General features: G+C 73.1%; 20 protein-coding genes and 1 riboswitch. Of the genes, 6 read left to right on the top strand and 14 right to left on the bottom strand.

What is annotated here, in order from left to right; all coding sequences use genetic code 11:
* Nucleotides 1–143: 143 nt before the first annotated feature.
* Nucleotides 144–944: a PucR family transcriptional regulator gene (locus ACZ45Z_RS04520; protein WP_468355971.1), complete on the bottom strand. Its 801-nt coding sequence runs from the start codon at nt 942–944 to the stop codon at nt 144–146.
* 578 nt (nt 945–1,522) lie between these two features.
* Between ACZ45Z_RS04520 and ACZ45Z_RS04515 the strand changes: the two genes are divergently transcribed.
* From ACZ45Z_RS04515 to ACZ45Z_RS04505, 3 genes are all read left to right on the top strand, one after another.
* The gene (locus ACZ45Z_RS04515) at nt 1,523–2,272 is read left to right on the top strand and encodes a hypothetical protein (protein ID WP_468355968.1); all 750 of its coding nucleotides are present in this window, start codon (nt 1,523–1,525) and stop codon (nt 2,270–2,272) included.
* Nucleotides 2,269–3,792, top strand: coding sequence for an NADH-ubiquinone oxidoreductase-F iron-sulfur binding region domain-containing protein (locus ACZ45Z_RS04510; RefSeq protein ID WP_468355965.1), 1,524 nt, complete (start codon nt 2,269–2,271; stop codon nt 3,790–3,792). Before ACZ45Z_RS04515 ends, ACZ45Z_RS04510 begins: the two co-directional genes overlap by 4 nt.
* Nucleotides 3,793–3,938: 146 nt before the next feature.
* Nucleotides 3,939–4,892 carry an SCO0930 family lipoprotein gene (locus ACZ45Z_RS04505; protein WP_468355962.1) on the top strand — a complete coding sequence of 318 codons (954 nt, stop codon included), beginning with the start codon at nt 3,939–3,941 and terminating at the stop codon, nt 4,890–4,892.
* On the opposite strand, the gene ACZ45Z_RS04500 is transcribed toward ACZ45Z_RS04505, so the two are convergent.
* The 4 genes from ACZ45Z_RS04500 to ACZ45Z_RS04485 form a co-directional block, all read right to left on the bottom strand.
* Nucleotides 4,870–6,405 carry a sodium:solute symporter family protein gene (locus ACZ45Z_RS04500; protein ID WP_468355959.1) on the bottom strand — a complete coding sequence of 512 codons (1,536 nt, stop codon included), beginning with the start codon at nt 6,403–6,405 and terminating at the stop codon, nt 4,870–4,872. The genes ACZ45Z_RS04505 and ACZ45Z_RS04500 overlap by 23 nt on opposite strands.
* A complete protein-coding gene (locus ACZ45Z_RS04495) occupies nt 6,402–6,635 on the bottom strand; it encodes a DUF3311 domain-containing protein (RefSeq protein ID WP_468355956.1) in 234 nt (77 codons plus the stop codon). The genes ACZ45Z_RS04500 and ACZ45Z_RS04495 overlap by 4 nt, the downstream gene beginning before the upstream one ends.
* Before the next feature lie 80 nt (nt 6,636–6,715).
* Nucleotides 6,716–7,465: a class E sortase gene (locus tag ACZ45Z_RS04490; RefSeq protein WP_468355953.1), complete on the bottom strand. Its 750-nt coding sequence runs from the start codon at nt 7,463–7,465 to the stop codon at nt 6,716–6,718.
* Between the two features lie 139 nt (nt 7,466–7,604).
* Nucleotides 7,605–8,930, bottom strand: a complete 1,326-nt coding sequence (locus tag ACZ45Z_RS04485; RefSeq protein ID WP_468357324.1) for a DUF445 domain-containing protein — start codon at nt 8,928–8,930, stop codon at nt 7,605–7,607.
* Between the two features lie 315 nt (nt 8,931–9,245).
* Between ACZ45Z_RS04485 and ACZ45Z_RS04480 the strand changes: the two genes are divergently transcribed.
* Nucleotides 9,246–10,556, top strand: coding sequence for an SGNH/GDSL hydrolase family protein (locus tag ACZ45Z_RS04480; RefSeq protein WP_468355950.1), 1,311 nt, complete (start codon nt 9,246–9,248; stop codon nt 10,554–10,556).
* 19 nt (nt 10,557–10,575) lie between these two features.
* Here the strand turns inward: ACZ45Z_RS04480 and ACZ45Z_RS04475 are convergent, their stop codons facing one another.
* The 4 genes from ACZ45Z_RS04475 to ACZ45Z_RS04460 form a co-directional block, all read right to left on the bottom strand.
* Entirely contained in the window at nt 10,576–11,241 is a 666-nt protein-coding gene (locus ACZ45Z_RS04475; RefSeq protein ID WP_468355947.1) for a DUF1707 SHOCT-like domain-containing protein, read from the bottom strand.
* A 9-nt stretch (nt 11,242–11,250) separates the two neighbouring features.
* A complete protein-coding gene (locus tag ACZ45Z_RS04470; RefSeq protein WP_468355944.1) occupies nt 11,251–12,309 on the bottom strand; it encodes an ABC transporter ATP-binding protein in 1,059 nt (352 codons plus the stop codon).
* Nucleotides 12,310–12,409: 100 nt separating this feature from the next.
* Nucleotides 12,410–13,174 carry an ABC transporter permease gene (locus tag ACZ45Z_RS04465; RefSeq protein ID WP_468357321.1) on the bottom strand — a complete coding sequence of 255 codons (765 nt, stop codon included), beginning with the start codon at nt 13,172–13,174 and terminating at the stop codon, nt 12,410–12,412.
* Between the two features lie 88 nt (nt 13,175–13,262).
* Entirely contained in the window at nt 13,263–14,060 is a 798-nt protein-coding gene (locus ACZ45Z_RS04460) for an ABC transporter permease (protein ID WP_468355941.1), read from the bottom strand.
* A gap of 290 nt (nt 14,061–14,350) precedes the next feature.
* Between ACZ45Z_RS04460 and ACZ45Z_RS04455 the strand changes: the two genes are divergently transcribed.
* Entirely contained in the window at nt 14,351–16,837 is a 2,487-nt protein-coding gene (locus tag ACZ45Z_RS04455) for a transglycosylase domain-containing protein (protein WP_468355938.1), read from the top strand.
* A 37-nt stretch (nt 16,838–16,874) separates the two neighbouring features.
* Here the strand turns inward: ACZ45Z_RS04455 and ACZ45Z_RS04450 are convergent, their stop codons facing one another.
* From ACZ45Z_RS04450 to ACZ45Z_RS04440, 3 genes are all read right to left on the bottom strand, one after another.
* On the bottom strand, nt 16,875–17,195 hold the full coding sequence (locus ACZ45Z_RS04450; protein ID WP_468355935.1) for a DMT family transporter: 321 nt from the start codon (nt 17,193–17,195) through the stop codon (nt 16,875–16,877).
* A 31-nt stretch (nt 17,196–17,226) separates the two neighbouring features.
* Nucleotides 17,227–17,292: riboswitch (guanidine-III (ykkC-III) riboswitch) on the bottom strand.
* Between the two features lie 105 nt (nt 17,293–17,397).
* On the bottom strand, nt 17,398–17,700 hold the full coding sequence (locus ACZ45Z_RS04445; protein ID WP_468357318.1) for a GroES family chaperonin: 303 nt from the start codon (nt 17,698–17,700) through the stop codon (nt 17,398–17,400).
* Nucleotides 17,701–17,844: 144 nt separating this feature from the next.
* Complete coding sequence (locus ACZ45Z_RS04440; protein WP_468355932.1) at nt 17,845–18,162, bottom strand: DUF3618 domain-containing protein; 318 nt, start codon at nt 18,160–18,162, stop codon at nt 17,845–17,847.
* Between the two features lie 227 nt (nt 18,163–18,389).
* Between ACZ45Z_RS04440 and bcp the strand changes: the two genes are divergently transcribed.
* Complete coding sequence (gene bcp / locus ACZ45Z_RS04435; RefSeq protein ID WP_468355929.1) at nt 18,390–18,857, top strand: thioredoxin-dependent thiol peroxidase; 468 nt, start codon at nt 18,390–18,392, stop codon at nt 18,855–18,857.
* Between the two features lie 60 nt (nt 18,858–18,917).
* Here bcp and ACZ45Z_RS04430 read toward each other — a convergent pair whose 3' ends face one another.
* A complete protein-coding gene (locus tag ACZ45Z_RS04430) occupies nt 18,918–20,198 on the bottom strand; it encodes a sensor histidine kinase (protein WP_468355926.1) in 1,281 nt (426 codons plus the stop codon).
* Entirely contained in the window at nt 20,198–20,704 is a 507-nt protein-coding gene (locus ACZ45Z_RS04425) for a hypothetical protein (RefSeq protein WP_468355923.1), read from the bottom strand. The genes ACZ45Z_RS04430 and ACZ45Z_RS04425 overlap by 1 nt, the downstream gene beginning before the upstream one ends.
* Nucleotides 20,705–20,799: the final 95 nt, after the last annotated feature.

The following is a 20,799-nucleotide window of genomic DNA, read 5'->3' as shown; positions in this document are numbered from 1 at the left end:
GGAAGGAGGAAAACAGGGAAAGACAAACAACCCCACCCCCCCCCCCCCCCCGCCTCCCCCCCCCCCCCCCCGCTCCATGCCGTGCGCCCGTCATAAGAACAGGGCGGCGAACCATGGTGGGGAAACGTTCATCCGCAGGTGTGTCACAGCCCGTTCACCCGCGCTTCCCTGGCCACGCCCAGCGGGCGGATGGCGGCGGTGCCGGCCCGCGCGCGACGGCCGGCCCGCGCCCGGTAGCTGCGCACATGGGCCATGAGCCGGCGGCTGCGCAGGGCCATCTCCAGCTCGAAGCGGGTACGCGGATCGCGCAGCGCCGGGCCGAAGAGCTTTTCGATCTGGCGCAGGCGGTAGCGCACCGTCTGCGGGTGCACATGCAGCAGCTTGGCCGCCTCGGGGGCGCCGCCGCCCTCCAACCAGGCCAGCAGCGTCACTTCGAGGCGTTCGCTCTGCCGGGGCGTCAACTCCTCCAGCGGGCCGAGCCAGCGGGAGGTGAGCGCGTCGGCCAGCGACTCGTCCTGGAGCAGCAGCAAGGCGGAGAGATGGTCGTCGACGAACGCGGGCCGCGCCTCGGGGCCGACCCGGCTGGGGGCCAGCGACAGCAGATAGCGGGCCCAACGCAGCGACGACTGCGCCTCGTTGGCGGCCACGACGTGTCCGACCGAAGCCATCCGTCCCTTGAGTGCCGCCTCCAGCCGGGCCCTGGTCTGGGTGGCCGGGTCGGGGACGAGCAGGCAGGTGTCGCCCTCGACGGTGCCGATGAGGGCGTGGCCGAGGGCCGCGGCCAGTTGGGGTGCCTCGGCCGGCGTGGCGAGCACGACGGCCTGGAGGGTGTCGGGCACCGGCCAGCCGGCCGCGCGGGCCAGTTCGGCCAGTTCGCCCTCGGGGACCTCACGTTGTCCGGCGAGCGCGTCGAACAGGTCCTGGCGGGCCCTGGCGACGGGCATCGGGGTGACGACGGACGATACGGCCGGCCGTTTACTTTCCGATGTTTTCTGGTACCCAAGACATGTCAGCAGGGCCTGTTCGAGCGCCCATTGCGCCTCTTCCACGGGTGTATCCCCGAGACGTGCGGACAATGCGGGAAATCCGCGTTGCAACTCCGCGACCACCTTCTCTGCAAGGCCCGGGAGTTCCTTTCTCACAACGCGGGTCCACTCGCCTCGGGGACGCGACCAGATGCGGTTCAGGAGATCACACATCGCTACCTCGATCCTGGCGGGGATGCGGCTGGACAGGGCAGGGACACCGCCCTTGCGCCTGAGTCGGCATCATCCGGAGTCACCCGGCGCGACCGCGACGCCGGTGCAGGAATTTGTCACAGCACGATAAACATCACGAAATCTGGAAGTCGGTCGGTGATGCTTTTGCACATCCGGATTACGGCCCTGTGTATCCAGCCGGTCACAGAATGTTTACTGTTACCGGGGGTCACCCGACAAAAGACCCGGCACAAATACCGCCGCCGGGAGATTTCATAGAAATTCGGTTCACGCACCCGCGCCCTCCATGACCGGGAGGTTCGATGCCCGCACCCCGTTTGCAGAGCCGCCACGCACACCGCGCCCGGCCCTCGCCACCCCCGCCCCGCCCCCGGCGCCCCCCGAACGAACCCGGCACGCCGCCGCTCCGGCCGGCCGGCGGCGTCGCCTCAACCACCCTGCTGCGCCCGGCGCTTCCGGCCGCCCTGCTGCTGTTCCTCGCCGTCACCCTGCACTCCGGCGCGATGAACACCACCGTGCGTTTCCTGGACTTCGGCGCCGGAGTGCTGGCGCTGGTCTCCCTGTCCGTCACCGTGCTGTGGGGCCTTGCCGCCACCGACCGGATGGTGCTGCACTCCGGGCACCGGCTGCTCGCGCAGGCCGTGCACCGCGGCACCGGCGTCGCCGGACTGGGCTTCCTCGGCCTGCACATCTGGGTGAAGGTCGCCCAGAACCACACCGGCGCCGCGTCCGTCGCGGTGCCGTTCACCGACACCACCCGGCCGGTCCTCATCGGCTTCGGCACGCTCGCCGCCTACCTCTTCATCGCCGTCGCGGTGACCGGCGCGGTGCGCGGCGCGTTCACCGGCATCGCCGCGTCCCGCTGGTGGCGGGCGCTGCACACCAGCGCCTACGCCGCCTGGGCGCTGGCGCTCGTCCACGGACTGAAATCGGGCCGTGAGGCGGCCGGTTGGGCGACGGCCGGATACGGCATCTGCCTGGTGGCGGTGGCCGTCCGGCTCGCGCTGCGGCTGCGCGGCGGCCCGGGCACGACCCGCGGAGGACGACCGTGACCGCACCCGCCCCCACCCGCCCGCTGCCCGCCGTCACCGGCCCCGAGCCCGTCCCGACGCTGGCGTCGCTGGGTCCGCCGCGGCTGCTGGCGGGCCTTGAGGAGATGCCGCGCCTGGACCGGGTGGCGCACCTGGCCCGGCACGGCACACCGCCCAGGATGACCGCACCGGAGCTGGTGGCGCTCGCCGAGGACACCGATCTGCGCGGCCGCGGCGGTGCGGGCTTCCCCTTCGCCCGCAAGCTGACCGCCGTGCTGGACGGTATGCGGCGCGCGGACGGCAAGGCGGCGGTGGTCGTCAACGGCAGCGAGGGCGAGCCCAGTTGCCTGAAGGACACCGCGCTGCTGCTGCACGTCCCGCACCTGGTGCTGGACGGCGCGCTGCTGGCCGCCGAGGCGCTGGGCGCCCAGGAGGTCGCGATCGGCGTGACCCGCAAGGACGTGGCGGACTCGGTGCGCCGCGCCATCGCCGAACGCGGCCCGGTCCGCCCGGCCTTACGCGTCACGCTGCTGACCGAACGGTTCGTCACCGGCGAGGGCACCGCGCTCACCAACGGCCTGGGCGGCGGCCCCGGCCTCCCCTCCGGGCGCAAGGTCCGCTCCAGCGAACGCGGGCTGAACGGTGTGCCGACGCTGCTGTCGAACACCGAGACCTACGCCCAGCTCGCCGTCGCCGCACGGCTGGGCGCGCTGGGCTACCGCACCACGGGCCTGCCCGCCGAGCCCGGCACCCTGCTGCTGACCGTCGCCGGCAACCGCGTCGTCGAAGTCCCCTACGGCATCCCGCTGGCCCGCGTCCTCGCCCTGTGCGGCAGCGGGCCGGGCCAGGGCGTGCTGCTCGGCGGCTACCACGGCACCTGGCTGTCCCCGGAGACCGCCGCCACCGCGCTGCTCTCCCGCCAGGAGCTGGCCGACCACGGGGCGGTGCTCGGCGCCGGCGCGGTCCTCCCGCTGCCGCCCGAGACGTGCCCGGCGGGCGAGACGGTACGCGTCGCGCAGTGGATGGCCGGCGAGTCGGCGGGCCAGTGCGGCCCCTGCGTACTGGGCCTGCCGGCCCTCGCCGACGCCCTCGCACTCGCCGTACGGGGCGGCGGTGACACCGCCCTGGAGGCGGTCCGCGCCCGGATGCGGGCGGTGCGCGGGCGCGGCGCCTGCAGCCACCCGGACGGCACCGCGCGTTTCGTGGCCTCGGCCCTCGCCGCCTTCCCCGAGGAGTTCGAACGCCACGCGCGCGGGTTCGGGTGCGGCCGCCCGGTGACCGGAGCCCTGCCGGTCACCGGGCATCTGCCGCCACCACCGGCCGCCCCTCCCCCACCGCCCCAGGAACGGCTGCTGGTCGACTGGACGCTGTGCCGGGGCCACGGGCTGTGCGCGGACGTCGTGCCCGGCATGGTGCGGCTCGGCCCGGACGGCTATCCGCAGGAGGCCAGCATGCCGATGCCGGCCCGGATGCGGCGCCGCGCGCAACTGGCGGTACGCCGCTGCCCGGCGCTGGCGCTGCGCATCCAGGGCGCCAACTAGGCGCGCGGGGCCGGTTTTCCGCCCGGTGCGGAAAATTCGCGGCCGGGGTGAACGCGGGGCACCCCGCCCCGCGTATCCCCCACCGACGGCGCCCCGGCAACGGCACCTTCCAGACCACCGGACAGGCAACCCACCAAGGAGAAACCATGATCACTCGACGTCGTGCGGGACTCGCGGCCGCGGCCGTCGCCACACTGGCACTGACCGCCGCCTGCGGCAGCAGCGGCGACCAGAGCGCGGGCACCCCCACCACCGACACCGTGCAGCCCGCCGGCCAGGGCACCAGCGACTACGGCACCTCCGGCGGCGACGGCTCGTACGGAGGGCAGGCGGGCGGCGACGACGGCAAGGCCGCGCAGGCCGGACCCTCGGCCGGGAAGCTCGGCCTGCGCCAGGCGCCCGAGTTGGGCCCGGTCGTCACCGACGCCAAGGGCATGACGCTCTACCGCTTCGACAACGACACCGCGAAACCGCCCGAGTCCAACTGCTCCGGCGCCTGCGCGACCACCTGGCCGCCGGTACCGGCCACCGGCTCCAGCGCCCCCGCCGGCATCGCCAAGAGCGCGCTCGGCTCGGTCACCCGCGCCGACGGCACCAAGCAGCTCACCATCGGCGGCTGGCCCGCCTACCGCTACAGCAAGGACACCAAGGCCGGCGACACCAAGGGCCACGGCGTCGGCGGCACCTGGAACGCGCTGGCCGCCGACGGCAAGAAGGCCGGCGCCCAAAAGCCGGGCGACGTCTCGGTGTTCCCCCACCCCGAGCTCGGGGAGATGCTCGTCGACGGCAAGGGCCGCACGCTCTACCGCTTCAACAAGGACAGCGCCTGGCCGATGAAGTTCGCCTGCAACGACGCGTGCCTGGACACCTGGAAGCCCGCCAAGCCCGCCGACCGTTCGCAACTGAACGGCATCCCCGAGAAGCTGATCAGCACCGTCACCCGCCCCGACGGCGTACGGCAGTTGGCCGTCGACTGCTGGCCGGTCTACTGGTTCACCGGCGACAAGCAGCCCGGTGACATCAACGGACAGGGCAAGATGGGCCTGTGGTTCGCCGTCTCCAAGGACGGCAAGAAGATCACGGACGAGCCGGCCGGCTGACACCGGCCACCGCCGGCTGTGGCGCCCGCTCCCCGTCCTCGGGAAAGGCGTCGTCCAGCGCCAGCACCTCGGCGTCCGGACGGTCGTCCGCGGGCCGCGGTCCCAGCCAGGTGACCGCGAGGGCCACCACCGTGTTCACCGCGAGCCCGACGAGCCCGGCGTTGATCCCCCACACCGGGTCGCGGCCCCCGAACACCAGCGCGCACACCAGCGCCAGGCCCGCCACCAGCCCGCTCACCGCGGCCTGCCACGTCAGCCGCCGCCACACCAACCCCAGCAGCAGCATCGGCACGAGCTGCGCCATGCCCTCGTACGAAATCAACGACAGGCGTACGAGGGTGTCGGGGACGGTGTAGGTCAGCAGCAGCGCCAGCGAACCGGCGGCCACCACCACCAGTTGCGACCAGAGCTTTTGGCGGCCGGCCAGCCGCGGCACGGCCCCCAGCACGCTCCTCCCCCACATCGTGCCGATGACCAGCATGAACACGGCCATCGGCACGATGGAGGAGAGCGCGGCGGCCACCCCGATCAGCCCCACCGCCCACGCCGGAAGGGAGTCCACCACCAGCTTGAACAGCGCCAGATCGGATTCGGCGCCGACCAGCCCGGGCACCACGAACAGGGCCGCCATCCCCAGCAGCACCGGCACGAACAGCAGCACGTTGTAGAGCGGCAGGAACACCGCGTTGCGGCGCAGCGCGTCGGCGTCGCGGGCACCGAGATAGCCCGCCACCGTGGTCGGGAAGATCACCACGGTCAGCGAGTTGACGAGGGTCGTGGTCACGAACCAGCTCTGGCCCAGACCGCCCGAGGCGTGTCCGGGGAAGGTCAGCCACCGCGGCTTCTCGGCGACGATCCGGTCCAGGAGGGGCCCGTAGCCGCCGAAGTAGTGCAGCGGCACATACAGCGCGAGGAAGGCGAGGGTGGCGATGACGAGGACGTCCTTGAGCACCGACACCCACGCGCTGCCGCGCAGCCCGCTGACCACCACGAAGCCGGTGGTGACGGCGAAGCCCAGGAAGTAGGCCCACTCGATGCCGATCGCCCCGTAGGAAATGGTCGTGACGACCACGCCCATGCCGGTGATCTGGAGCTGGATGTACGGCAGCAGGCAGACGGTGGCGAGCAGGGTGACGACGGCGCCCAGCCACGGCCGGCCGTAGCGGTGCGCGACGATGTCGGAGATGCCGACCAGGCCGTGCCGGCGTGCGTAGGCCCACAGCATCGGGCCGACGACGTAGCCGAGCGCGTAGCCGCACGACATGTAGGCCAGCACATAGAGCACCGGGGCACCGGACTTGTAGCCCCAGCCGGCGGCCCCGAGGTAGCTGAAGCTCGTATAGCTCTCGCCGGCCATCAGCACCCAGATGAAGGCGGTGCCCAGGCTCCGGCCGCCCAGCGACCACTCGCTCAGGCCCCCGCCGGACCCGCGCCCGCGCACCGCGAGCAGGCCCAGCACGACGGTCAGCACCATGAACGCGCCGAAGACGGAGGTCGCGACGGCGGCGTTCACGCGCGGCCCCGCCTGAGCTCCGCGCGGCGCGCCAGCCACACCGACACCGGCGTCAGCACGGTCGCCACCAGCATCCAGAAGAACAGCAGCGGCACCCCGAGCACGGTGGGCGTCACCCGGTTCACCAGCGGCAGCACCCCCAGGAACAGCACATAGGGCAGCAGCAGCCACAGCAGCGCGGGGCGCTTTCGGGAGGCCGGGGATCGTCCGCCGGACGTATCGTCTCGCACGTGGCGAAAGCCTACGGGGTGACCGCGAACCCCCCGTCAGGGGACGGCCCGCCGCCCCCTTCTTCGTCTTCTTCGCCTTTTCATCGCGGCCGTGCCGACCGCAGCACGCCCCACACCACCAGCCGGTAGGCCGAGCTGAACCGCGGCGTACAGGTCGTCAGCGTCAGATACGCGCCCGGCCGGGTGAACCCTTGGGCGGGATGCACGCCGCTGCGGGGGACCGGCGCCAGGACCGTGCCGTCGCCGGGCGTCGTCCTCGGCAGGATCCGCGCGATGACGTACGTGTAGCGGGCGGCCGCGGTGTCGATGCGGACGGTGTCGCCGGGCCGCAGCCGGTCGAGGTCGCGGAACGGCTCGCCGTGGGTGTCGCGGTGGCCCGCCAGCCCGACGTTGCCGGCCCGGCCCGGCTGCGCGGTGTGCCGGTAGTGCCCGACGTAGCCCCGGTTGAGGACCGCGGACTTGGCGACGCCCTGGGCGATCGGCGCGGTCAGGCCGATCCGCGGGATGCGCAGGACCGCGTAGGCCAGGTCGGCCGGCGGCCGGGCGGGGCCGCGACCGGGCCCGGGCGGGGTGCTCGCGCCGCCGCGCGGCCCGGCGGTGCCGTCGTCGCCGTGGTCCGCGCCGCCGTGGTGGCCGTCGTCCGCGCCGCCGGGTGCCGGGTCCGCGCCCGGCGGCCGCGCCTGCCACTGCCGCTCCAGCCGGGCGACGCCCTCACGCGCCTCGCCACGCGCCTGACGGTTGGTCCACCACACCTGATGGGCGACGAGCAGCAGCAGGACGACGCCGAGGGTGACGGCCAGTTCGGCGCCGGTCCACAGTGCCCGCGCCACAGGCCGGCGGCGCCTGGGCCGCCCCCGCACCACTACCGGTATCCGCTCCCGCACGCGGGCACCGTAAGCCCTCGGGGCGCGGGTCACCAGAGGCATGGCGGACCGGCCGGCCCCGGGAGCGCGGCCCGGTCGGGGGCGGTCATCCGCCGAGGGCGCGCGAGAGGGCGTAGATGCACAGGCCGGCCAGCGCGCCGACGACCGTGCCGTTGATCCGGATGAACTGGAGGTCCCGGCCGATGTGCGCCTCGATCTTCTTCGAGGTGTGCTCGGCGTCCCAGCCGGCGACGGTGTCGGTGATCAGCGACGTGATCTCCCGCTGGTAGGTCGTCACCACATAGACCGCCGCGCCCTCCAGCCAGCCGTCGACCTTGCCCTGGAGTCGGGCGTCGACGGCCATCCGCCGGCCCAGGGACAGCAGCGACGCCCGGACCCGCAGCCGCAGTTCGCTGCGCTCGTCCTCGGCGGCGGCCACGATCATGGCCCGCACCGAGCCCCACGCCGACGCGATCAGGTCCTGGACCTCGGCGCGCCCGAGCACATCGGACTTCAGCCGCTCCACCTTGGCCCGGGTGTCCGGGTCGGACCGCAGGTCGCCCGCGAAGTCCTTCAGGAAGCGGTCCACCGCGCCGCGCGCGGGGTGCTCGGGCATGTCGCGCATCTCCGTGACGAACCGCAGCAGCTCCTTGTAGACCCGGTCGCCCACTTTGCGGTCGACGAACCGCGGCGTCCAGCCCGGCGCGCCGCCGGAGACCGCCGCCATGACGGAGTCGCCGTGCAGGACCAGCCAGTCGTGGGCGCGTCCGCACACCAGGTCCACCACCCGTTTGTGGCCGCCCTCCGAGACGATCTTCTCCAGCATCGCGCCGAGGCCGGGCGCGATCTCCTGGGCGTCCGCGCGCCGGGTGATGGCTTCCCCGACGACCGCCTGCACGTCGGCGTCGCGCAGCACGGTCAGGGCGCCGCGCAGCGCGGTGGACAGCTCGGCGGTGACCCGGTCGGCGTTCTGCGGCTCGGCGAGCCAGGCGCCGAGCCGGCCGCCGATGCCGACCGAGCGCAGCCGGCGGCGGACGACGTCACCGGAGAGAAAATTCTCCCCGACGAAGTCGCCCAGACTCTGACCTAGTTGATCCTTTTTGGTAGGAATGATGGCGGTGTGCGGGATCGGCAGTCCCATGGGCCGCTTGAACAGGGCGGTGACCGCGAACCAGTCGGCCAGCGCACCGACCATGCCGGCCTCCGCGGCCGCCGCAACGAAGCCCGTCCAGCCGCCCGCCCCGGAGGATTGCCCCCATTTCGCCAGTACGTAGACCAGCGCCACGGCCAGCAGCAGCCCGGTGGCGAACGCCTTCATCCGCCGTACGCCGCGCCGCCGCTCCTCGTCGGCCGCGGTGTCGCCGAAACCACCCGCCGGCGCGGCCCGGCCCCTCGGGGCCCGGGCCGCCATCTCCGCATCCGTCCGTTCCATCCGCTCCACCGCTCCCACCGTGCCCGCCATCCGTACGGCCGTACCCCGCGCCACGCTGCGGCGGGCGGGACGCGCCGCCCGGCCACCCGTCCGGGTCACCTCTCCCGCCGTATGTCCCACTGTGACCTACTCCCGGAACCCGCCACGAGTTCCCCGCGTCCCATCCGGAGCGCGGAGCCCAGGGCGCCGGGCGGTCGTACAGAGGTCCGTGGGATCATGGAGGACCGATCGGACCGCGACGGTGCCGCTGATCATCCGCTGCCCTTGTCCGCCCGGAGCGTCAGGCTCCGCTTGCCCCAGGAGACCCCTCCGGCCATGAACAAAAGTGTGGGTTGCGCCCTGCTCGCCGGCCTGGCGGCAGTGGTCGTACTGATCTCGACCGCGATATTCGTCGGCTTCGGCGGCGATAACGGCGGCCCGGGCAGCTCCCCGCGCAAGCCCCGCGACCCGGCCGACCCGGCCGTCGCGGGGCACTGGGTCGGCACCTGGTCGGCGGCGGCCGCGGCCGCGGAGCCGGGCACCCTGGACGGCTACGCGGGCATGTCGATACGCAACGTCGTCCACACCAGCGTCGGCGGCACCAGCGCCCGTATCCAGCTCTCCAACCTCTACGGCACCCGCCCGCTGCCCGTCAGCCATGCCTCGCTGGCCCTCGCCGCCGCCCCCAGCAACCCCACCGCGGCGGCCGGCACCATGCGCATGCTGTCCTTCGGCGGCCGGCCCGCCGTCACCATCCCGGCGGGCGGCGCCGTCACCAGCGACCCCGTCCGGCTCAACGTGCCGCACGACGCCGACCTCCTGGTCACCACCTACACCCCGTCGCCCTCCGGCCCCGCCACCTACCACCCCTATGCCCGCCAGACGTCCTATCTGGCGCGCGGTGACCGGGCCGAGGACGCCACCGGCGCCGCCTACACCGAGCAGAGCCCCTACTGGCGCTACCTGACCGGCGTGGACGTGTGGAGCACCCAGGCGCGCGGCACGGTCGTCGCCATCGGCGACTCGATCACCGACGGCATCACCTCCACCGCCGGCGCCAACCACCGCTGGACGGACTTCCTCGCCGCCCGGTTGCGCACCGAGCCGGGAGCGCCGCGCTACGGCGTCCTCAACCAGGGCATCAGCGGCAACCGGCTGCTGGTCAACGGCAGCCGCTTCTCGCCCAACAACGGCCCCAGCGTGCTGTCCCGCCTGGAGCGCGACGCGCTGGCCCGCACCGGCGTGAAGGCGGTGATCGTCGAGATCGGCCTCAACGACCTGTTCAAGTCGCCGCGCCAGCTCGACCCGCAGAAGATCGTCGAGGGGATGCGGCAGATCGTGCGGGAGGCGCACGCCCGCGGCCTGCGCGTCACCGGCTCCACCCTCACCCCGTTCGGCGGCCACCGCGGCTACTCCGCCGTGCTCAACTCCGTCCGCGAACGGGTCAACCGCATCATCCGTTCGGGCACCGTCTACGACGAGGTCGTCGACTTCGACAAGGTGCTGCGCGACCCGTCCGCGCCGGTGCGGCTGCGCCCCGTCTACGACTCGGGCGACCACCTCCACCCCAGCGACGCGGGCTACCGGGCGATGGCCGGCGCGGTGAACCTGCACCACCTCAAGCGGGCGGCACCGGCCTCCCTCTGACCGCCCCCGGCGCGACCGCTCAGTCCAGCTCCCCGCGCCGGTCCCGCTCCGGGCCGGGGCCGCGCTTGTCGGACTTGCGCCGCTTGCGCTCGACGCCGACGCCGCCCATCAGCGCCACGCCCCGGACGATGACGCGGGGCGCGCCGGGCTCGCCCGGCACCCCCTCCTCCCCCGAGTCGAAGCCGCCCATGATGCCCAGCCCCCGCACGTCGACCTCGACGCCCGGCGGCACCACGATGTTCACCCCGCCCATGAGCGCGTAGCAGGTGATGACGATCTCCGGGCCGGCGAAGTCCGCCTCCCGCAGGTCGATCTCGCCGCCGCCCATGCAGCACACGGCCGTGAAACGGCGCGCGATCGTCCACCGCCCCTTGCGCTGGAAGCCGCCCATGATGCCGACGCCCGCGGAGGAGCCGTCCGCGCCGGTGACGATCCGCCCGGACCAGGCCGTCACCTCGCCGTGGTCCTTGCGCAGCGACAGCGGGGCCGGCGACGCGCCGGCCGCCGGCAGGTCGGCGGTCAGGGGCGCCAACTCCCCGTAGGTGCGGGCCTTGTACGCCGCTTCGAGCCGCTCCTCGAACTCCTCCATCACCAGCCGCCCCTCGGCGAGGGCGTCGCGCAGGATCTCGGCGACCCGCTCGCGGTCGGTGTCGGAGGCCCGCAACTGGGGGAGTTCGTCGGTCATACGAACAGATTAGGGCGTGCCGGGCACCGGCGGGCGGTCTTCGGCCGCGCCCCGCGCACCGCTCGGCGCGTCCGGGCCGGCGGGGGCCGGCGGCGGGCCGCCCCGGGCGTACAGCCGCGCGATGACCTCCTCGATGTCCGGCTCGCGCACCGACAGGTCCACCAGCGGGTAGCGCGCGGCGACGGCCGCCACCAGGGGCGCCGCGCTGTGTGCCGCCGGGAAGGCCAGCCACTGCCGGGGCCCCTCCACCTTCACCGTGCGGGCGCCCGCCACGCCCTCGATCGGCGGCAGTTCCCGTTCCAGGTCGACCACCAGCGTCCGCTCGCCGTCCCCGGCGGCCCGCAGCCCGTCGAGTCCGCCGTCGTAGACCAGACGGCCGTGGTCGATGACCATCACCCGCCGGCACAGTTGCTCGATGTCGGTCAGGTCGTGGGTGGTCAGCAGGACCGTGGTGCCCCGCTCGGCGTTCACCTCACGCAGGAACGCGCGCACCTTCGCCTTGCTGATCATGTCCAGGCCGATGGTCGGCTCGTCAAGGTAGAGCACCTCGGGGTCCGGCAGCAGCGCCGCCGCCAGGTCGCCGCGCATCCGCTGGCCCAGCGACAACTGCCGTACGGGCACCTCCAGCAGCGGCGCGAGGTCCAGCAGCTCGACGCAGCGGGCGAGGTTGGCGCGGTAGGTGGCCTCCGGGATCCGGTACAGCCGCCGCACCAGCGCGTAGGAGTCCTTCAGCGGCAGGTCCCACCACAGCGTGGTGCGCTGTCCGAAGACCACCCCGATCCGGCGCGCGAGCCGGGTCCGCTCCCGCGCCGGATCGATGCCCGCCACCCGCACCCGGCCGCCGCTGGGCACCAGGATGCCGGTCAGCATCTTGATGGTGGTGGACTTGCCCGCGCCGTTCGGCCCGATGTAGCCGACCATCTCGCCGCGCGGCACGCCGAAGCTGATGCCGTCCACGGCCCGCACCCGCTTCCTGACCCTCCGCCACCGGCCCACCCTGCGCCGCACGTCGAAGACCTTCTCGACGCCGTCCACCACGATCAGCTCATCCCTCGCTACACCGCTCACCACACGCCTCCCCACCCGTCACCCATGCCTCCGGCACCCGCCGCTGTCCCGAGTCCGCCCCCTGGACCCGGCCGCTCCCGGCCCCTCCCCTCACCCGCACTCAACTCCCCGTACCGCGGTACGCGCGCAGCCCGGCCCGCCAGGCCAGCCCGGCCCCCGCCCACATCACGGCCGCCACCGCCGGCCCCAGGAGATCCACCCAGCCCGGCAGGCCCAGCGGATCGGGGCGGCCCAGCAGCCGCAGCGCCGGCAGCCAGTTCACGAACGCCAGCGGCACGACGAAGGTGACCCCGCGCACCAGGTCCTTGGCGAAGACCGTCGGCGGATACTGCAACAGGGCGTTGCCGCCGTAGGTGAAGGAGTTCTGCACCTCGGCCGCGTCCTGGGCCCAGAACTGGAACGCGGCACCGGCGGTGAACACGGCGCCGAAGATGACCGCGCCGCACACCGCCATCAGCGGCACCAGCAGCACCCGGCCCGGCGTCCAGTCGACCTCCAGTTGGCCCAGCGACCAGCCCAGGACCAGCAGCGCCTGCGTGATCCGGCCCAGCCGGCGCAGGGCGAAACGGTCCGCGGCCAACTGCGCGAAGACCGGCACCGGCCGCAGCAGCAGCGTGTCGAGGGTGCCGTCGCGGATCCGCCGGCCGAGCCGGTCCATGTTGCCCAGCAGCAGGTCGGCCAGGCCCAGGGAGAGGCCGGAGGTGCCGTAGAGGAAGGCGACTTCGGGGAGCGAGAACCCGCCGAGGGCGTCCACCCGCGAGAACATCAGCATGATCGCGACGAAGTCGAGGCCGTTGGCCGCGAAGCTGCCGAACGCCATCATCAGGAAGGAGGCGCGGTAGGCGAGGGTGGAGCGCACCCACATCCCCGCGATCAGCCCGTAGGCGCACACGCCGTGCGCCACCGTGCCCGCCCGGCCGCGTAACCCCCCGCCCCGGCCGCCCCGAAGGCTGTCAGCCACCGTGCACCACCACCTTGCGGGTGGCGGCGGCCTGGACGGCCCGGCCCAGCGCGAGCAGCGCCGCGCCCCACGCCGCCTGGAAGGCCAGCCCGCCCCACACCGCGCCGCCGCTGCGGGCGCCGAGCAGCACATCGGCCGGTACCTGGAGCATCGCCGCCCAGGGCAGCAGTTGGGCGGCCTCGGCGAAGCCGTCGGGGAAGACCCGCAGGGGCAGCACCATGCCGGAGAAGAACATGCACGCCAGCCCGCTGATCATGGAGAGTCCCGATCCGTCGAGCAGCCAGAAGGACGCCAGCGCCACGAGATAGCGCAGCGCGAAGCTGACCACCACCGCGAGGGTCACCGAGAGCAGGAAGCAGCCCCACGTCAACGCGTCGTGGGGCAGGGCCAGTTCGAAGCAGGCGGCGCCCACCGCCATCGGCACCACCCCGCGGCCGATCAGCGAGAACGCCGCCCGCCCCAGGTCCGCGGCCAGCCACCACGTCTGGAGGTCGGCGGGCCGGTAGAGGTCCACCGCGATGTCGCCGGTGCGGATGCGTTCGGAGAGCTCGTCCAGGCCGCCGCCGGCCAGCAGCGACACGGCCGCCAGCAGCGCCTGGCCGACCCACACGAACGTCAGCGCCTGGGCCTGGTCGTAGCCGCCCAGCCGCGGCCGCTCGTGCCACAGGGCGAGATAGGCGTAGGCCATGATGAATCCGAAGACGGTGTTGGTGAAGACGCCCGCCACGGTGGCGGTCCGGTAGGTGGCGTACCGCCGGAAGCTGCCGGACGCCACTGCCGCGTACCACACGTCCGCGTCCTCCCCGCCTCGCTGCCGCCGGACGGCGAAGCACCGGAGCCTAGTGGCGCGACCTCGCTCCGCACTATCGGTTTTCACCGCTTCGGGTGAGTCCCCGGCTCCATCCGGCCGGTCACGACGGGGTCACGGGTGCGCGCCCCCTCCGTGGAGCGACACGCGGGATGCGAGAGTTTGTTCTCGGGCGGCAGTTCCCTTTCCGGCGTCGGGCCCCGCACCCCCCGCGCACCACACCGCTCCGCCGCGGCACAACCATCGGCGGCGGCCGAGGAGTCCATACAGACATGAGCGACGATCCGCAGAACGACGGCAAGAACGCCGAGGGCGGGGACGACGGCCACCACGCCGACGGCCCGGACGCCGAGCGCGGGAAGGCCGGTGGCGGGGACACCGCCGGCGAGAACGCCGACAGCGGGGAGGGCACCGGCGCGGAGGACGCCCCGGCGGACGACACCGGCGCGGACGACGCCCGGGCGGACGACGCCGGAGCGGACGACGCCGGAGCCGAGGACGCCGGCGGGGAGGACGCCCGGCCGGACGACACCGGCGCGGAGACGGCCGGCGCGGAGACGGCCGGGGGCGCCGAGTCCCGCCCCCGGCGCACCGGCTGGCGCCGCGTCATCCCCACCTGGCGCGTGGTCCTCGGCACCGTGCTGCTGATCCTCCTGGTGATCACCGGCGGAATGATCGCCGGCTACCTCCTCGTCGACATCCCGCCCGCCAACAAGGCCGCCAAGGCGCAGAGCAACGTCTATCTCTACTCCGACGGCTCCGAGCTGGCCCGCGACGGCGAGGTGAACCGCGAGAACGTCACGCTCAGCCAGATCCCCAAATCCGTCCAGCAGGCCGTACTGGCCGCCGAGGACCGCGACTTCTACTCCGAGTCCGCCGTCGACCCGGCCGCGATGGTCCGCGCGGGCTGGAACACCCTCACCGGCAAGGGCAAGCAGTCCGGCTCGACCATCACCCAGCAGTACGTCAAGAACTACTACCTCGCCCAGGAACAGACCCTCACCCGCAAGGCGAAGGAGTTCTTCATCGCCATCAAGCTGGACCGCGAGGTGAGCAAGGACGACATCCTGGAGGGCTACCTCAACACCAGCTACTACGGCCGCAACGCCTACGGCATCCAGGCCGCCGCCCAGGCGTACTACGGCAAGAACTCCGAGAAGCTGACCACCGCCCAGGGCGCCTACCTCGCCACCCTCCTCAACGCCCCCAGCGCCTACGACATCGCCGCCCACCCCGAGAACAAGCCGCGGGCCCTGGCGCGCTGGGACTACGTCCTGGACGGCATGGTGAAGAAGAAGTGGCTCACCCGCGCCGAGCGGTCGGCGATGAAGTTCCCGACGCCCGGACGCGCCAAGCCGTCCGCGGGACTCTCCGGCCAGCGCGGCTACCTCGTCGAAGCCGTCAAGGACTACCTCACCTCCCACGACATCCTCGACGAGGACACGCTGCGCGCCGGCGGCTACCGCATCACCACCACCCTCAGCAGGAAGCGCCAGAACGCCTTCGTCAAGGCGGTCGACAATCGGCTGATGGACAAGCTCAGCGACTCCCGGAAGGTCGACTCCTACGTCCGGGCCGGCGGCGCCTCCATCGACCCCGCGACCGGCCGCGTCGTCGCCATGTACGGCGGCATCGACTACGCCAAGCAGTACGTCAACGGCGCCACCCGCCGCGAGTACCAGGTCGGCTCCACCTTCAAGCCCCTCGTGTTCGCCGCCGCCGTGCAGAACGCCTCCACCACCCAGGACGGCGCCCGCATCACCCCCTACACGGTGTACGACGGCACCAACAAGCGGATGACCGTCAGCCACGGCTCCCCCACCGGCTTCGCCCCGGCCAACGAGGACGACCGCTCCTACGGCCCGATCACCGTCACCGAGGCCACCGACAAATCCGTGAACGCCGTCTACGCCCAGATGGGAATCGACGTCGGCCCCGAAACGGTCAAGAAGACCGCCATCGACCTGGGCATCCCCGCCGACACTCCCAGCCTGGCCTCCTCCCAGGGCGCCATCTCGCTCGGCACCGCCACCCCCAGCGTCCTGGACATGACACAGGTCTACGCGACCTTCGCCCGCCACGGCCGGCAGCGGGACTACACCCTGGTCGACAAGGTCTCCAGGAGCGGCGAGGACCTCCGGCTGCCCGAGCGGGACGAGGGCACCGCCCTCAGCCGGGAGGCCGCCGACACCACCACCTCGGTCCTGCGCAGCGTCGTCGAGGGCGGCACCGGCACCGCCGCCCAGGAGGCCGGGCGGCCCGCGGCCGGCAAGACCGGCACCGCGGAGAAGGACAAGGCGGCCTGGTTCGCGGGCTACACCCCCGAACTCGCCACCGTCGTCGCCGTCCTGGGCCAGCACCCCGAAACCGCCGCGCAGGAGCCGCTGTACGGCGCGGCGGGCCTGCCCCGCATCAACGGCGGCGGCTTCCCCGCCGAGATCTGGGCCGAGTACACCGCCGCCGCCCTGGAGGGCCGGCCGGTCCGCGACTTCGACCTGGAACTGGAGGAGGGCGCCGAATCACCCACGCCCGCGCCGACCACCAGCGCCCCGGCGCCGCCCACCGAGACCACCTCGCCGACCACCGAGCCGCCCAGCCCCACCGTGGCGCCGCCGACCGACTTCCCCACCCCGCCGACCGTCGAACCGCCCACCCCGACCTTCCCGACGGAGGAGCCGACCGGCGAGCCGACGGAGGACTTCCCGACCGTCGGACCGGAGGAGGGCGGCTGGGGACGCCGGGCCGGATGGGAGGGATGAGGCGGACCGGGAAAATGAGGCCCGTCCGGCCGCCCGGTCAGTGGCCGGACGTCGCCTTGAGGCCGACCACCGCGACCAGCAGCAGGCAGATGAAGAAGATCCGGGCGGCGGTCGCCGGCTCGCCGAGCACCAGCATCCCCACCACCGCCGCTCCGGCGGCCCCGATGCCGACCCAGACGCCGTAGGCGGTCCCGATCGGCAGGGTGCGGGCCGCGTACGACAGCAGCAGCATGCTGGCGACGATGCCCGCGCCGGTGAAGACACTCGGCCAGAGGCGGGTGAAGCCCTCGGTGAACTTCATCCCGACCGACCAGCCGATCTCCAGCAGACCGGCGACGACAAGCAGGACCCAGGCCATGACGGCACCTCCGTGAACGTGCTTCAACAGGGGTGCGTCGTCTTGTCGTGACCCGGTACGGCGCGTCTCGTCGGGTTCCGTCCGAGGCTAACAAAGGGCAGCGAAACGGGCGGTGACCGAGGTCACCGCCCGCCGCACACCAGGGTCGAGAGGCCGTATCAAGAAGTCGGGGTCGAGACGTCGGGGCCCACAGGTTCGGGGCCTACAGGTACAGCCCCGTCGCGTCCTCCGCGCCCTCCAGCCGCTCCGCGGCCACCGCGTGCAGATCCCGCTCGCGCATCAGCACGTACGCCACCCCGCGCACCTCGACCTCGCCGCGGTCCTCGGGGTCGTACAGCACCCGGTCGCCCACCTCGACGGTCCGCACGTTCTGCCCGACCGCGACCACCTCGGCCCAGGCCAGGCGACGGCCGACCGCCGCGGTCGCCGGAATGACGATGCCGCCGGACGAGCGGCGCTCGCCCTCGGGAATATCGGTCCGGACCAGCACACGGTCGTGCAGCATCCGGATCGGCAGCTTGTCGTGGGTGTCCTTGGTGTTATTCGGGCTCACGGCACGACCGTACCTGGCCGGAGCCGCCCCGCACGCACCGCGGGCCGCGAACGGGGCCCACCGTCAACCGCCGGACACGACACCTGGCGACACCCTCTAGCGGCGGCGCTGGGAGCGCATCGCCAGCAGACCCACCACGGCCACACCGACCAGAGCGACCGGAATGATCCGCTCCAGCCGCGGCGCCCCGTCCTCCGCCACGAACTGGCCCCGCATGTCCGACATCGCCCGGTGCGCGGCCACGTACGCCCGCCCGGCCGTGCGGTCCACCGCCGCCGCGGCCTTCGCCTTCGCGTCACCCATGATCGTCTTGGGGTGCAGGCGCACACCGATCTCATCGAGCGTCACGGCGAGATCCTGCCGCCTGCGGGCGATGTCCGCCTCGATCTGCGCAGGGGTCCTGGCTTCCGACACCGCGCTGCCTCCGTCGTCTCGGGCCGATGCGTACGGGAACCCGCACGAGGCCCCGCACGGAACCGGCCACATCCTGGCGTACCGATTCGTGATGGACAGTCTGTCAGCTCCCACCCGCCCGCGCCCCACAGCACCCCCGATTCGGAACGGCCGCCCCGCCCCGAGGCCCGCCACCCCGCCCGGCTGCGTAACCTCGGGACATACACACCCACCCCACGAGGAGAGCCATGAGCGAGCGACTGGCAACCGGCGACACCGCCCCCGCCTTCACCCTTCCCGACGCGGACGGCAAGCAGGTCTCGCTCGCCGACCACAAGGGCCGCAAGGTCATCGTCTACTTCTACCCCGCCGCCCTGACCCCCGGCTGCACCAAGCAGGCGTGCGACTTCACCGACAACCTCGACTTCCTCGCCGGCCACGGCTACGACGTCATCGGCATCTCCCCCGACAAGCCGGAGAAGCTCGCGAAGTTCCGCGAGAAGGAGAACCTCGGCGTCACGCTGCTCGGCGACCCCGACAAGCAGATCCTTGAGGCGTACGGCGCGTTCGGCGAGAAGAAGCTCTACGGCAAGACCGTCACCGGCGTCATCCGCTCCACCGTCGTCATCGACGAGGACGGCAAGGTCGAGCGCGCCCTCTACAACGTCAAGGCCACCGGCCACGTCGCCAAGATCATCAAGGATCTGGGCCTCTAAGGGTCTCGGCCTCCAAGGACCCGGGCCTCTGAGGATTCGAGCCTCCAAGGACCCGGGCCTCTAAAGCCCCTCCGCCGGACCCGGCCCACCGGCCACCACCGCCGACCGGTCCGGCAGCTCCAGCACGGCCTCGGCGCCGCCCCCCGCGGCGGCGCCGAAGTCCAGCCGCGCCCCCAGCACCTCCGCCTGCCCCGCCGCGATCGTCAGCCCCAGACCGTGCCCGGTCCCCCGCTCCGGCGCCGCCGTACGAAACCGCCGCGGCCCCTCCGCGCACAACTCCGGCGGATACCCCGGCCCGTGATCACGCACCACGATCCGCGCACCCCGCACCACCACCTCGATCGGCGGCTCGCCGTGCTTCGCCGCGTTCGCCAGCAGATTCACCAGCACCCGCTCCACCCGCCGCCGGTCCGTCTCCACGATCCACGGCTCCCCCTCCACCGCCACCGACACCCCGGCCACCCCCCGCTGACGAGCCGCCCGCGTCACGATCCCGCGCACCAGCGACGGCAGCTCACAGGCATCCAGATCCGCCCGCTCCACCCCCGCGTCCAGCCGCGACACCTCCAGCAGATCCTCCACCAGGTGCCGCATCGCCTGCGCCCGGTCCCGCACCATCTCCACCGCACGCGGCTGCGGCAACAACTCCGCCGCCGCCACCAGCCCCGCCACCGGCGTCCGCAGCTCATGCGCCACATCCGCGGTGAACTCCCGCTCCGCCTGCGCCTGCGCCGCCAGCGACATCGCCATGTGATGCACACTGCGCCCCAACTCGGCCACCTCGTCCCGGCCCTGACTGGCCAGCGCGTCCGCGTCCGGCGCCGCACCCGCCGCGATCCGCCGCGCCGCCGCCGCGCTGAGCCGCAGCCGCCGCGACAACCGCTGCGCCACGAACCACGACACCCCCGCCATCAGCACGACCGTGCCGCACCCCGCGACCAACAGCGTCCGGTCCAGCGCCAGCCGCGCCGGATCGTCCTCGGGAAACGGCGCCGACACCGACAACGACCGCTCCGGATCATCCGCCGACCCCCCGCCGACCCCCGTCGCCGCCCACACCCGCGGATCCCCGCCCCCGCTGATGTACGTCCCCGACCTGCCCCGGAACACCGCCGCCCGCAACGGCGCCGGCAACGTCGCGTCATCCAACTGCGCCCCCAGCGCCAGCTTCGCGTCCCGCTCGTAGATCTGCAGCGCCGAACTCAGCCGGTCGTCCTGATACGCCCGCGCCGCCCGCTCCCGCTCGACGTCCGCTATGTGATGCACGGCGAAGCCGAGCACCACCACCGCCAGCGCCGTCATACACGAAATGGCCAGGGCGATCCGGCCTCGAATGCCCATCACGCGAGGTTGTACAGCTCCCTCGTGTCACCCAGCGGCGTCGAACCCTCGTACGTCACCTCGAGCCCCGTGAAAGCCCGCCCGCCCTCGACCGTCTCCGGACCGTAGAGCCGGAACGTCGCCGCGAAACCCGCGTCCGAACCCACCCCCGCGGTGGCCTTCTCGACCTGCACCACGCCCCTGCCCTCCGCCTCCCGCGAGCCGTACCGCTCCCAGGTGATCGCCGTCGCCACCATCCCCGAGTCCGCGCACGTCAGCGTGATCACCCGCGGCTTGACCTCCGGCTCGCCGATCCCGCAGTCCCGCACACCCGGCAGCCCCCCCGAGGGCTTACCGGCCGACTTCACCTCGCGCACGGCCGACGTCTTCGGCGCCGCGTCCACCGCCGACGCCCGGTGCGACGCCTGGCCCAGCCACACCCCGCCCGCCGCCAGCACCGTCACCACGGCGAAGACCACCAAAGCGGCCCGCCCCCGCAACCGGCGAAACCCCGCACGGTCGGTCATCACGTTCTCCTTCCGGGGCCGCGCACCCGCGCCCCTGAAACCCCACCACACACGAACGCCGCCACCCCACCGGAAAAGGGGTCCGGCGACCGGAC

The organism is Streptomyces sp. NPDC031210 (assembly GCF_055570395.1).
The sequence above is the reverse complement of the archived record's forward strand: the minus strand, read 5'-3'. Positions and strand labels throughout refer to the sequence as shown.